We start from the raw sequence: 12,122 nt of genomic DNA on the forward strand, positions 1-12,122 counted from the left end.
TGGTCAGACCCGGGATCATCGGCAGGCCTTGGTCCTCGAGCGGGGCAGCTACGAACTGCGCCGTCTGAACACGGTCTTGGGAACGGCTGTCCATGTCACGAACCCCGAGCACCCGCTCGTACGCCCGCGCCGCCGAAGCGGCCGTCATCCCATTTCGGCTGTGCACCCGCTGTTCTCGGGAAGAACTCGAGTTGGACTCGGCTCCCAACGGAGTCAACGACGCTAGCCACTCGGAGAACTGAGAATGGTCATACGCCACGACCGGCGCTGGTACCGGCATGGCGATACCTCCTTAGGAATCGAGTGAGCCCAACCCCTGCACAGGGATTGGGCTCTCTCTCGTTCGATGTTCAGTTGGAAGGCAGAATCAGAACGGTCGTGACGACCGCGGTGTCACCGCCCCGATGACGCTCGACTCGGCGTTCCCGTCCTCGACCTTCACCACGATGTCGGTGCTGGTCCACGGGTCCAGCGAGGCGAGCCAGCGGCGGCCGGCGAGCTGGCCCCACACATTGACGCCTGTGGTGTTGCCCTCGGTGTAGAGACGAGCCGTGCGATGGCGCGGATGGGTGTCGATGCGCAGGGTTTGGCCGGCCGTCAGGCGCGGGGTCTGCACCATGCGCGGCTGGCCGGTGTCGCTGGGGACCGGGTCGAGGATCGACCAGCGTCCCGGGCCATTCATGGTGTAGCGCGGCCACGCCGGCTGGTCGGCTGCGTTGCGCAGGCGGAGGACGCCCTCGCCGGTGCCCGAGGCATTGGTCCAGACCTGTGTCTCATCGAAGTGGCGTTCGAGCGGGTCCATGGCGGTCGCCGAGATCTTGTACATGGCGAACCCGTTGCGGGCCGGATCGATATCGCCCGAGGGCTCTGGAGCACTGTCGAGCTGGAACTGCTGGAATCGCCAACCCTGGTGCCGGGTGAAGTAGCCGACCGTGACTGGTTTGTCGGTGGACCACCCACGGAACCACGCATCGTGCACGGCGTGGAACTCGCGAACCGGGTTGGATTCCCGTGCGCCGGCCGCGGTGGAGATGATGGCCAGGAAGTCCCATTCCTTCTTCCAGCGAACCGACCGAGTGAAAGTGGCGCCGTCCTGGCGGGCACCTTCGGTGGCGAGCAGCTGGACCGGCGCGAACATGAATCCTGTTTGGGCCGAGAGCCTTACGCCCTCACGCCCGGCATTCGGGCCCGCCAGGTGCCAGACCCGGCCGTTGACGTCCCACACCACGATCTTGGTGTCCTGCGTACTGAGCAATTGGTGGGTCATCGCCCGAGCCCTCCTCCGCGTTGCTGCGCAAACGATTGACGGCGCTGGACGCGGGCGATGGACATCGCGACGCTCTTGGGGTCCATACCGTTGAAATTGAAGATGTCGCCGCGGGCGGTGTGCCCGCCTGGCCCCTCGGCCAGGTCCGTCAGACCGAAGCCGGTGCCGATAAGTTCCTTGGCGGTGCTTGCCACCCATTCGACGGGTTTGGCGACGAGGTCGACCGCCTTGCCCGCGACGACCGATCCGGCGATCGAACCGAGCACGGAACCGATCGCGGCACCGGCAGGCCCGGCGATCGCCGTACCCAGACCAGCGCCGAGGAAGCTGCCGACCTGCCCTGCCGCGTCCTGGGCAAGGCCCTTGGCGGCACCGGTGACGCCCTTGACCAAGCCACCCGACGAGGCGCCGGACAGAAATCCGGAAATGCCCGCGGACAGATTGTCGCCTTCGCTGAAATCGAAGGCCTTCTGCTGCTCGAACGGCAGGAAGAATTCGTCGTCCGGATTGATGCCGAGTTGCTTGGCAAGCTCGCCGTCTGCCGCCAGCGCGTCAGAGATGGACGGGATGCCCAGGGCGCCAACCAGAGCTCCTACCCTAGAACCGGCCTCACGCAGGGCAGTGGTGTCGGTGAGACCGAGCGATTTGCCGAAGTTGCTCGCCAGCTCGCTGCCGACGATCGAAGCGCGATCGATATAGTCGGCGCCGCCATACGTGCTCAGATACTGGGGTTCAGCCAGGTTCGTTCCCGTGAGTCCCTCACTGAGACTTGGGGTTCGCGGAGTGGTGGACGCGCCACTCGCCGTTGTTCCGCCGGTGCTGCTGAGGATTGTCACACCGCCGCCGGATGACCCGCCGGTCACGACGACGCTGTTGCCACCGCCGGTCGACCCGCCATCGCCACCACCCCAGCTGGTCACCGTCGTCGGCGAAGCACCACCGGGCGCGACCGCGCCACCAGCTCCGCCTTCGACCGACATATCGGTCGGCATCGGTTCGATCTGGGTCTTCAGCGACATGGAGGCGGCGAACCCACCCCCGAACCTGGATCCGATCGACTCACCGAGAGATTTTCCGATCTCCGGTGCCAGCTGTCCGGCCGGTCCCAATGCGGGAGCGATCGCCTCGCCCAGCGCCAAGCCAACCCGTCCGCCGGCTTCTGTCGCCGAGGACATGATCCCCGCCGTCAGCGCCTCGGACAGCGACGCGAGCGGCGCTACCGATCCGGTGTTCGCGGTCGTCGACGGCTGTGCAAAGGCAGGCGCCACGTTCATGACGCCCTGCGGCTGGACGTTCAGCTCCGCCGACAGGGGCGGGGTGGCGCTGAGAGCCGATGAATCCTGCTGACTCAGGTCAACTTTCACCGGGTCGTTGGTGCGTCGGGTGAGTGGCCCGCCCATTCCGAAGACGGGCGCCAGCGCACCGCCGAGCGCTGCCCCGACGGCACCTGCCGCGTCGATGGCCGCACCGCCGACGCCGCCGAGCACATCCGCGATCAGCCCGGTTCCGAGCAGATCACGCCAGCGCTGCGGATCTCCCATCGGGGTCCCGCCGACCAGACCGCCGTCGGCGAAGCCCGGCAGCATTCCGGCCAAATACCCGGCTGAGGGAACCCAGCCGGCATTGATAGCTTCCAGCAGCGGCAGCGCGTTGGAAGTCGCGGCCGCGTTGACCACGAATTCACCGTTGGACAACCGGGCCAGAATCGAGTCGCTGCTGCCGGTCCCGGGTCCCCGCACCGAGCCGCCGCCGGCGTAACCGACAGGGTTTTCGACTACTACGTTCTCGACACCCTTATCGGCCTTCGCCGGATTGAGCAGTGTCGTCTTCGAGGAGAATTTGATCAGACGAGTCTTGGTGTCGGTCTCGTCGCCGTCGGGGCGGAGCAGGTCCATGGCCTGCCCAGCCACCCTTTCGGCGATAGCACCCGGCTGTGTGCCGAGTACATCGGAGAGGACACTGTCGAGCACCCCGAACAGACCGGCGCCGATCAGGTTGTTCGGCGGGATTCGACCATCGTCGCCGAGGGTGATCGGGTCTTCGTCGGCCAGGGTGATCGTCGCAGTGCCCGAGCCGAAGCCGCCTTCCCAGACGGCCCCACTCGGCAGAGCGATCCGCTTTCCCGGAGCCGGTTGGCCGCTCGTGGTCATCGCAAGAACGTCCGGCAATGTCATCGCCGTTGGGCGCTTCTTCTTCACAATTGGTATCCACTTTCTGCGTTCGACCGCTCCGGGGCTGCAGCCACCTAGCCGTTCCAGCCGAGGAAGTCGTTCATCTGATCGAGTTCCGTAGCCGTGCCGACACGTTCGCGATCCGATTTCCTGCCCGGACGAGCGATCGGCTCTGGTCGATTGCGCCCACGCCGGCCGTCGTCGGTACGGGCCCAGGCCAACCAACGCAGACTGTCTGCGACATCTGCCAGCAAGTGCTCAGCGGTTTGCCATCGACTGCCCTCCGGATACATCACCCGAAGCAGCGCCGACTCGAGCGGAAGGTGCTTGACGATCGCTCGCAGATCGGCCCAGCTGAGTACGTCGGTGCCGAGCATCCGCAGCCGGAGCCCAAAGGCGATCAGGTCGTATTCGATTGCCTCGCTGTGCTCTTCGAGAAGAGCATCGAGGCTTAGGATTCCCCCAGGCTCAGCCCCGAGTGCGCGCGCCACGCCTCGAGCAGCTGGTGGTAGGCGTCGGGATCCATATCGTCGAGCACGGCGAGCGCCTCGGGCGCCAGGCTCAGCTCGAGCAGGGTGTACATCGCGTCGACATCGCCGAGACGACGGATCCGGCGAACGAGACCGGGCTTGAGGTAGGACAGCGACGGCAGCACGATGTCGGCGCCGTCGACGGTGTAGGTGAAGTCGTCCTTCACGACCGCCGGCTGGGCGACCTTGATGGGAGCAGCAGGAGAAGTCATGGGTAGCAGACCCTTTCGTAGTTCGAGTTGAGTGGTTTCAGAGATAAAGGGGCCCAACAGGCGGCGGGCGGGCCTGCGCATAGGTGTTTTACCCGCCGCCGTTGGGGGCTTAATCAGGCAGTCTTGATGCCGTCGTCGAGGTAGCGGTACGCCTTGACGCCCGAGTCATCCTTGAATGCCTCGACATTGATGGTGAAGCCCGCCAGTTCGTTGGACACGAACTTCTTCTCGGTGATGGACGAGATCTTGGCGTTCGGCAGAACGATGCGCAGCTTCTTGTCCTCGGTCTTCATGTCGAAGACCCACGAGCGGCGCGGCAGCACCAGGCCGGTCTCCTTGACATTGATCAGCTTGCCCGAGGTGGAGGTGGCCGCGGTGGCGGTCACGTTGTTCTCACCGAAGATCTCGCTGAGCACATCCTGGTCCCACACCGCGTACAGGGTGAGGCCGAAGCGCACCGAGTGCTCGGTCTGCAGCTGGGCGATGATGTCGGCGTTCCAGTCCTTGACCGTCTCGACCTTGCGCTCACCGAGCGATTCGATGCCGTCCTCGGAAACGTAGCCGAGAGCCTTGAACGCGGGGTCGATGACGCCGGCCGCGGTGGTGGGCAGGCTGGTGGCGAGCGGCGCCACCAGGACACCGCCGGAAACGGCCAGGTTCGGGGTACCGGCGCCGATGAACTTGCTGGAAGGCAGAGCCATTGTTGTTATCTCCCTTGGGATTGTTGCGCAGGCCCTCGGGATGGGTACTTCAGTTCGACTCCGGTCGGAGTCAGGCGAGGACGGTGCCTCGCACAATCAGGTCGGCGACGAGGGTGTACCGCGGAGCGGCAGTCGCCGGATCGGTGTCGTTCTCCATGCCGGCATCCTCGACCTGGTCGCACCACACGGTGCCCAGGTAGCCGGGAGCGGCTGCACTCAAGATCGAACGCACGAGCGCGGCAAGGGTTGCTGCCGCGCCCGCGTCATCGGTGCATTCGAGAACGACGCGAGAACGATCGAGAATCAGCTGGGCGCTACGGCGGCCCTCCCGATCCTCGACATCGACTCGGGCTTTTCGGTCGTTTCTGACTACTCGCACCATGCGGGTCGGGCGCGGGTCGGGAACCCTGGTGACCACAGTCGCGGTATCGGAGACCGCGGCGAGTTGCGTCGTAAGATAACCGACCAAAGTTTGTTCGATATCAGGAAACAGGATTCTTTCATTCATGTCAAGTCCTTGAACAGAAATTGATCGAGACAAATATTTGGCCATGAAAAATCCCGACCGGCCGACCGATCGGGATATTCTTCATAAGCAAGGCCGGAACGAAAATGCGCCTTCACGCAGCAGGCTTACAAGCCGGACATTCGATGTTGGCAGGTTCATCGTACGATCAACATATGCATGAGTTGATTCGTAATCGAATCGGATTCAGTCTGCCTGGGAACTAATCCACGTCATTCTGTTGCTCTTTCCACCATGCAAGAAGATCTTCATTCTCCTTCTTCAGATCGGAAATCTCGTCGAGAGGGAACACGCCGGTGTAAATGAACTGTTCCTCCCTGAAGAGCCCGTTCTCTTCCGCCCAACTCTGTGAATTCCCCTCGAAGTAGCCATTAATCATTCCGTCGTCGGTTTCGCCGCCCGAGTTAAACGGTTGTCCCCGCCATGTAAAGGTCCACCGCCACCGGTACCATGCATCTAGATCAGAAGGGTCTACTAAGTAGCATTCCTCGTCGATGGTCATTCCGTCTCCCTGTCGAAGTCCTACAGGGCGCGACTGATCGTCACGTGGGTTCAGAACAATACAGGGCTCAGCCGCGCTGTCCTCGAACCAATCGAACGCTTCCCCCTTGTAGATCGCCACATCTCCACTTCGCCATCTCCGAATATTGCTCATACCCTCACCCATTTCCTAGCACGAGTATCGAAGTACCCCAGCAGTTTCTCAACACCATTATCCGCGACCTGCCATATTTCGGGACGCCCTTTAAATTCTGTGCGACTGGCGATCCACTCCGGTATGCCTCCCGCAGTGTAGCCTGTTCCAACAAAGGGTGGTTCCCATGACTTTCCTTCTTGCCCTGCAAGCCTACCAATCCAATCCGCAACCACCTTATCATTGACACCACCGAACGATATAGTGGCCTCAAGCTTGCTTGGTGCGGTAAGCCGGAGCTGGTATGCCTCTTTTGCCCCGGCAGGGATAGGGGTCCAGCCGCGACCTCCATCATCAAGCGCGAGTGCATCTCGAAGGGCTGCTGGAGTATCCAGGTGTGCCGTATCGATACCACGCGCGATGGATCCGCCGAACCCGCCCGAATTGAAGTCTTTCCCTTTTGCATCCTTTGACGCGTTGTTCAGGTAGAGTTCTTTTACCTCGTCGCTGATGACCTTGGTGATCTTCTGCCCCTTCTTTATTTCGAGGGCTTTCCTTATCTCAATCACTAGGAGCGCTTGGGCCTCGGTCATCGAGTTCGTTGTCATCACCTTCAAAGCATCATATTGGTCCTGCCGTATTCCTCGGGACCTGAGCGCCTCCGCTTCCTCCGAAGGCCTATCGCGCAAGGTGTTCTTGGTGTGGACCCCATCATTCTTCTTTGCCGGGGGTGAGCCCTTCCCCGATTTCCCGGTCGGGTTACTCATTGCAAACGTGTCGGCTGGCCCTCTGTTACTGTTGCGGAAGAAGTGGGAGGGCACACCCGCCGTGGCGGTCTGGCTGGCGCCAAGGACTTCAACAGCCTGATCGATAGCACCAATAGCTTTCTGCCCTGTGCCCTGCGCCCATTCCTTGAGCAAGTTCGAATGATTCGCCAGCTGTTGTTGGATCGTCGAGAAATTTGGGGTACGCGGGCCCTTTGTGTTGGGCGTATCGGCGGGAACAATCCGGTTCGTCCCGCCAGGGCCAGGGCGATCACCGGTCCGAGTCGCTGGCACGGGTAGACCTCTCCGACCGGGGCTGACCAGTGAGGTCGCGGCTTTGGTCGGCGCTACCAGCATTGCTGCGCCGAAGCCTGCCTGTCCGAAGGTTTGGAAGAAGTTGTCGTACGTGACTCCTTCCCAGTCGGCACCGAGCCAGAATTTCGAGTTGGCGTTCCAGTTGGCTCCGAAGTCTCGTCGGATATCCCGCCACGATTCGCTCCAGGACTGCGCGCCGGCGAGTGCGGCACCTGTGGAGTACCCGAGCGTTCTGAGGGAACGGAAGTTGGTCGAAACCATCTCTCCGATACCGGTGGCCATCCCAGTGAATGCTTCATCCTGTGTGGTCAGGCGCCAGTCGGACCCGCGTGCTCGGTTGGCATAATTGATGATGTCGTTGACACCGGATAGCGCACCGACTCCTTCGACCATTCCTTTCCCACCGAGAATTACACCGTTGAATACTTCGGCCTTGACGTATTCATTGAAGGTGCGGTCGCCTTGACGATTAAAGCTCCGGCGTAGGGTACCGTCAGCACCATATTCTTCGACTAGGTAGCCATTGTATTTCAATCGAATTCCGCCGTCGGGAAGGTACTGCAATTCGCCTCGGCGGCCATCGGACTCGTCGCGGAACGTGTACCCGAATATGCCTTCGGTTCCAAGATTTCCGGAAACCAGGACATCAGCGATCCGGAACAGGCGTTTCACCGGTTGACCGTCCGGCCCGGCCACCGTCATGTCGACTACCTGTCCACGATCGTTACGAAGCTCGTGGACGAAATTGACACCCTGTTGATACTTGAACTCATAACCCGCAGTCCCGGTATTGAACCGGCGCCATACCGGGTTGCCATTCTCGTCGGGGTAGATATCCCAACGCGCATCTTTATCATCGAACCGATACCCGTTTCCGGTATAATCGACCTTTCCGGCATCTGCAGACACATAGCCACCGTCACCGGTTTCTACAGTCCTACTGAAGGCGGTATTTCCGAAAACATCCGTGTACTTGTTATCCCATAGACCGTTCTCGTTTGCGACACCGATATTCATCCCGATAAAGTTGCCGTTGTCGTCATACACCGGCGAATAAGTTTCACTCAGGTCCGAGTTGCCACCCGAGATCCTGGTCGGCGCACCTGACGTAGAAGCATTGTCGAAACTTTCGACATAAACATCAGCTTCGGCACTCAGCCTGGACAAGTACGATGATCGTCCGTCGGCATCGTCGTGCCAGCGCTGGACACCGCCTTCCCCATCGGAAGCGACCCGCCACCGATCACCGTTGTCGAAGACGATGTCAACGGTGTTGGTACCGTTGCCCTCCGGAATCGAGAAAGTCACAGGACGGCCTGCGTACGTGCCTTCCCACTCGTCACCCACATCATGACCCGACGTATTCGGGAGGTCGATCCACGAGGGGGCTGGATCGTCACCGCCTTTTCCGCCGTCCCCGCCGGCAGCCCCCGGTTGCGGCTGAGTTTGCGGCGCGGGCGTGTCGGTAGCTGCGGCAGGGGGGACGGCAACTGGAGCCGCACCGCCATTGGCGGGAGGCGGAGGCGCGGACGCCGGCGGCGGGGCAGGAACTTGATTGTCTTGTTTCGGAGGATCCGACTTCTTTTCCGGCGGCATACCACCGGCGTAGTTATGTCCCCCGTAGTCGATTTTGGGCTCCTCGGCGATCGGATCCGCAACCTGGACTGACGGACCCGGGAAGTCGCTGGACGGTCCCTGATCGTTGACGAATTTTGCGACTGAACTCTCGGCATGTACCGCTTGTGCTGTCAGCTCACGCTGCGCGAGCACCCGGTTGTATGCTCGCGCGGCAGCTGCCGGGGTCATCCCGGAGTGGTTGAACACCCGTGACTGACGCTCCTGAGCACCCGCTGATTCGGCACCCAGCGGTGTCAGCGAAGCGCGCCACGCCGCACCGGCAGTCACCCAATCCGACGCGACGGTCATTTCGAACCACCTGACGCGTCGTCGATCCGGCGACGCAGCTCGGCGACCATCGCCGCATACGCCTCCGACTTCGTCTTCCCCTCATATGCGATCCCGCGGGGATGCGTCGCGTACCACGCACTCCCCTCGACCTGCTTCACCGAGATTTCGTCGAAGTCGTAGAACTCCTCGGCGTCGGGTGTCGGCCAGTTGCCCTCGGCATCGGGGGTGATGTGGGCGCCGGTGTCGAAGGCACCGGGGGCGCCCGCTGGGGTTGGGACCCACCTGATTTCTTCGAGTTCGGGGTGCACGCGCACGCCGCGCTTGATCAGGTATTCGGCGACTCGGGTTGCCTGCTTGATCGAGGTGACAGTCGGCTCGGCAAGCTTGCGACCGACGGGGCTGGTCCACTCGGGGAGGTGGATGACCGAAAGTTCTTCTGCCAGTGCGCGAACCTGCGGGTCGAGTTCGTCGTCGTGGTCCGGCTCGGCGAGCTTGCCGGACAGGGTCTGCTGGAGGAGGGCCAGAAACTCGGGAGTGACCAGCTGTCCGGATTCGGTCTGAACGTATTCCGGTGTCGATGCTTCGTTGGTGCTGAAGTCGACCGAGCCGATGATTTCCTTGCCGGACATGTGGTGGAGCCTCCCGAGCTTGGGCATGAAAAGAGCCCGGGCCTACTGGCCGGGCTTCGTGTGGTTGCGGGTGTGGAGTTAGGACAGGCCGAGCAGCGGCAGGATCACCGGGGCAAGGACCACGGCCAGCTCGAGCAGTTCGAGAAGGACAGGAAGCATGGAATTCACCTCCTTCCGTCGTGCCAGTGACAGGCAGGGCACGTCAGGTGCGGGGAGCTTCGAGGGCCTTCAGGCGGTCGAGGATGTCGGCCAGGGCATCGACCACGGTCATGCCGTCGAGCTGGTCCCAGCCGGCGAACATGCCCGCGTCGCGCTGCTGGCTACCGCACAGCTGCTCGCGGATGTCTTTGACATCGGTGCCGATCGGGCCGCAGAAGGCGGTGATGAAATCCTGGATCTGGGTAACTTCGGATGCGCTCATCGGGGCGTCCTCTCCGTCGATGAAGGCCTGTACGTCACGGCGGAATTCGTCCATGTCGATACCGGCGGGGTCGATTTTTCCTTCGTGCGAGTACTCGCGGTGGGCCACGCAGTCCTCGGCGGAGCGGCCGATGCGGGCCAGGATGGCCGCGCAGCCGCGCTTGTAGGCGTCGAGTTGGGCTGGGGTCCAGTCGGTTCCGTCGCCGCGGGAGACGGCTTCGATGCCGATCACGTGGTAGTTGGCGTTGTCGGTGGGCCAGCCGGGCCACGAGCCGCGGCCCGCGTGCCAGCAGACGCCTGCGGCGATCACGCGGTAGGTGCCGTCGCGTTCGAGGACCAGCTGGGCGAGTGGGCCGGGGAGGTCGGCGCGGCCGTCCTGGACGATGCGCCAGTCGTTCTTGCCGCCGCCCGCGGTGTGGTGGCACAGCACGCCACGTAGGTCACGGAAGTCGCCGTGGCCTCGGTCGCGCCAGCCTTCGTGTTCGATCACATCGAGCCCGGCGTCGCGCAGCACATCGGCCAGCCATACCGGGTCGCCTGTCCAGCTCATGGACTTACTCCTTGCTAGGTGGAGGTTTGTGGTCCCGCCCTCGCCGATGAGGGGAAGTAGCGAGGGCGGGACGTTCACCCCTGACGCAGCGACGGCGTCTTCGACCGCAGACCACCTACGGGAGACGGGCGCATCGGGGGCGCGGCATGCGGCGGGCTCGAATCCCGCACCGTATCGAGTGTTCTCCGGGGGCTTGCCGCATGCAGTTCAGGCACGGCACCGCGGTGGTGCCGTCAGATTTCTTCTTGAAGGGTGGCTGGGATCTTGTATTGCGCCACCGGGGGTTCCTGGCCGGGAACGTGCAGGCGCAGGAAGCTGAGCAGTTCGTCGATGTGCCGCTGCAGGGCGCGGATCAGGCGGATCGCGTCGCGGAATCGCAGTTTGTCGTCGGCGGCCTGCTCCTCGAGGGCGACCACGCGCTCGCGCAACTTGGCGACTTCCCTGGCCTGCCACGCCGTCACCGCGCCGATCACGGTGGCGACGGCGACGCCGGTCGCTTGGACGAACTCAGGGCTCAACCACGACGCCATCCGATTCACCCACCGATCCCGACACCGGGGTGACCGCGGGTCTGATCACCACCCCGGCGATCACCGGCGTGGCCAGTCCGTACAGCGTGAGCAGGGTCTCGACCCAGGCGGTGTCGACCTCTCGTCCGATGAGAAACGCGACCACACCGGTGACCGCGACGAGTACCGACCGGATCAGCGCCGGCTCCGGTACCTTGCCGATTCGCATTTGGAGGTTCCTTTCCACAGTTCGCGGATGTCAGATTCGCCCTTCGGCGACATCGCGGTTCAGGGCCTGGGCCAGCGCGCGAGCATGGCCGTAGCGGACGTAGTCATCGGTGTGTCTGCCGTCGAACAGGTATCCGCGGGCATAGGCGACAGCGCCCGCCCAGTGCCGCCAGTTGGCCGGTGACCACCAGCGCTGCAACTGATTCCGGGTGGCGGTGTCCAGCATTCGCTGCGCCCACCGGATAGCCGCGGTCGCGCTGGCGAAGCTGAAGAAGGCGCTCAGGTCCGCGATGGTCCGCAGGGGGTTGCCCGCGGGCAATGCGGTGATGGGGTCGCCGGGCGCGGCGGCCCAGTAGGCGGGGATGCCGTCGATCGGGCGCTCCCCGACCACGCCGTAACCGCCGGGGTCGGTGTCGCCGAGGTAGTGGCCCGCCGGTCTGCGTGGATCGGCGATCAGCGCGCACGCGATCACCTCGCGGCCCGGATGCTCACCACGGCCGATTTCCGCGGCGAGATCACCGGCGACAGCGGCGCCCTGCGAATATCCCGCCAGTACCAACGGGTTCGGTGTGCGATCGATCGCGGCAAGCAACGCGCGCCTGCCCTCCGCGACGCTGTCGGCATAGCTCACGTGCGAGCCGTAGTCGGCGGGGTACGGGACCATGCGCGGGCGGAACATCGACTTGTTCAGTGCGTCGGTGAAGGCGGCGGTGACCCCGTCCCCACCGGGGTTCCAGGTTCCGCCGACCACCAGCACA

Annotated in this window: 12 protein-coding genes and 1 pseudogene; all 13 read right to left on the reverse strand. The window is 63.3% G+C overall.

What is annotated here, in order from left to right:
- Positions 1-367: 367 nt before the first annotated feature.
- The 13 genes and pseudogenes from ACFVAV_RS21570 to ACFVAV_RS21630 all read right to left on the reverse strand — a co-directional run bounded on the left by ACFVAV_RS21570 (position 368) and on the right by ACFVAV_RS21630 (position 12,121).
- Positions 368-1,267: a phage tail protein gene (locus ACFVAV_RS21570; RefSeq protein WP_379036824.1), complete on the reverse strand. Its 900-nt coding sequence runs from the start codon at positions 1,265-1,267 to the stop codon at positions 368-370.
- The gene (locus tag ACFVAV_RS21575; RefSeq protein WP_379036825.1) at positions 1,264-3,663 is read right to left on the reverse strand and encodes a hypothetical protein; all 2,400 of its coding nucleotides are present in this window, start codon (positions 3,661-3,663) and stop codon (positions 1,264-1,266) included. Before ACFVAV_RS21575 ends, ACFVAV_RS21570 begins: the two co-directional genes overlap by 4 nt.
- Positions 3,654-3,815 (reverse strand): annotated as a pseudogene (locus ACFVAV_RS21580) (hypothetical protein); the annotation flags it as partial. The gene ACFVAV_RS21575 and the pseudogene ACFVAV_RS21580, both read right to left, overlap by 10 nt.
- A 74-nt stretch (positions 3,816-3,889) precedes the next feature.
- The gene (locus ACFVAV_RS21585) at positions 3,890-4,180 is read right to left on the reverse strand and encodes a hypothetical protein (protein ID WP_379036826.1); all 291 of its coding nucleotides are present in this window, start codon (positions 4,178-4,180) and stop codon (positions 3,890-3,892) included.
- Positions 4,181-4,293: 113 nt separating this feature from the next.
- On the reverse strand, positions 4,294-4,881 hold the full coding sequence (locus tag ACFVAV_RS21590) for a hypothetical protein (RefSeq protein ID WP_379036828.1): 588 nt from the start codon (positions 4,879-4,881) through the stop codon (positions 4,294-4,296).
- 70 nt (positions 4,882-4,951) lie between these two features.
- Positions 4,952-5,434 (reverse strand): hypothetical protein, encoded by a 483-nt coding sequence (locus ACFVAV_RS21595; RefSeq protein ID WP_379036830.1) that lies wholly within the window; start codon positions 5,432-5,434, stop codon positions 4,952-4,954.
- Between the two features lie 175 nt (positions 5,435-5,609).
- The gene (locus ACFVAV_RS21600) at positions 5,610-5,909 is read right to left on the reverse strand and encodes a hypothetical protein (RefSeq protein ID WP_379036831.1); all 300 of its coding nucleotides are present in this window, start codon (positions 5,907-5,909) and stop codon (positions 5,610-5,612) included.
- Positions 5,910-6,058: 149 nt separating this feature from the next.
- On the reverse strand, positions 6,059-9,046 hold the full coding sequence (locus tag ACFVAV_RS21605) for a hypothetical protein (RefSeq protein WP_379036832.1): 2,988 nt from the start codon (positions 9,044-9,046) through the stop codon (positions 6,059-6,061).
- Entirely contained in the window at positions 9,043-9,657 is a 615-nt protein-coding gene (locus ACFVAV_RS21610) for a hypothetical protein (RefSeq protein WP_379036833.1), read from the reverse strand. The genes ACFVAV_RS21605 and ACFVAV_RS21610 overlap by 4 nt, the downstream gene beginning before the upstream one ends.
- Positions 9,658-9,859: 202 nt before the next feature.
- Entirely contained in the window at positions 9,860-10,627 is a 768-nt protein-coding gene (locus ACFVAV_RS21615; RefSeq protein WP_379036834.1) for an N-acetylmuramoyl-L-alanine amidase, read from the reverse strand.
- Positions 10,628-10,860: 233 nt separating this feature from the next.
- Positions 10,861-11,157, reverse strand: a complete 297-nt coding sequence (locus tag ACFVAV_RS21620) for a hypothetical protein (protein ID WP_379036836.1) — start codon at positions 11,155-11,157, stop codon at positions 10,861-10,863.
- Positions 11,135-11,365, reverse strand: coding sequence for a hypothetical protein (locus ACFVAV_RS21625; protein WP_379036839.1), 231 nt, complete (start codon positions 11,363-11,365; stop codon positions 11,135-11,137). Before ACFVAV_RS21625 ends, ACFVAV_RS21620 begins: the two co-directional genes overlap by 23 nt.
- Positions 11,366-11,395: 30 nt before the next feature.
- Complete coding sequence (locus ACFVAV_RS21630) at positions 11,396-12,121, reverse strand: alpha/beta fold hydrolase (protein WP_379036840.1); 726 nt, start codon at positions 12,119-12,121, stop codon at positions 11,396-11,398.
- Position 12,122: the final 1 nt, after the last annotated feature.

This window comes from Nocardia sp. NPDC057663 (genome assembly GCF_042799895.1).
Lineage (GTDB): Bacteria > Actinomycetota > Actinomycetes > Mycobacteriales > Mycobacteriaceae > Nocardia.

Coding starts and splice junctions, on each gene's coding strand:
- ACFVAV_RS21570 (WP_379036824.1), bottom strand. CDS start 1,267: ATGACCCACCAATTGCTCAGTACGCAGGACACCAAGATCGTGGTGTGG.
- ACFVAV_RS21585 (WP_379036826.1), bottom strand. CDS start 4,180: ATGACTTCTCCTGCTGCTCCCATCAAGGTCGCCCAGCCGGCGGTCGTG.
- ACFVAV_RS21590 (WP_379036828.1), bottom strand. CDS start 4,881: ATGGCTCTGCCTTCCAGCAAGTTCATCGGCGCCGGTACCCCGAACCTG.
- ACFVAV_RS21595 (WP_379036830.1), bottom strand. CDS start 5,434: ATGGCCAAATATTTGTCTCGATCAATTTCTGTTCAAGGACTTGACATG.
- ACFVAV_RS21600 (WP_379036831.1), bottom strand. CDS start 5,909: ATGACCATCGACGAGGAATGCTACTTAGTAGACCCTTCTGATCTAGAT.
- ACFVAV_RS21605 (WP_379036832.1), bottom strand. CDS start 9,046: ATGACCGTCGCGTCGGATTGGGTGACTGCCGGTGCGGCGTGGCGCGCT.
- ACFVAV_RS21610 (WP_379036833.1), bottom strand. CDS start 9,657: ATGTCCGGCAAGGAAATCATCGGCTCGGTCGACTTCAGCACCAACGAA.
- ACFVAV_RS21615 (WP_379036834.1), bottom strand. CDS start 10,627: ATGAGCTGGACAGGCGACCCGGTATGGCTGGCCGATGTGCTGCGCGAC.
- ACFVAV_RS21620 (WP_379036836.1), bottom strand. CDS start 11,157: ATGGCGTCGTGGTTGAGCCCTGAGTTCGTCCAAGCGACCGGCGTCGCC.
- ACFVAV_RS21625 (WP_379036839.1), bottom strand. CDS start 11,365: ATGCGAATCGGCAAGGTACCGGAGCCGGCGCTGATCCGGTCGGTACTC.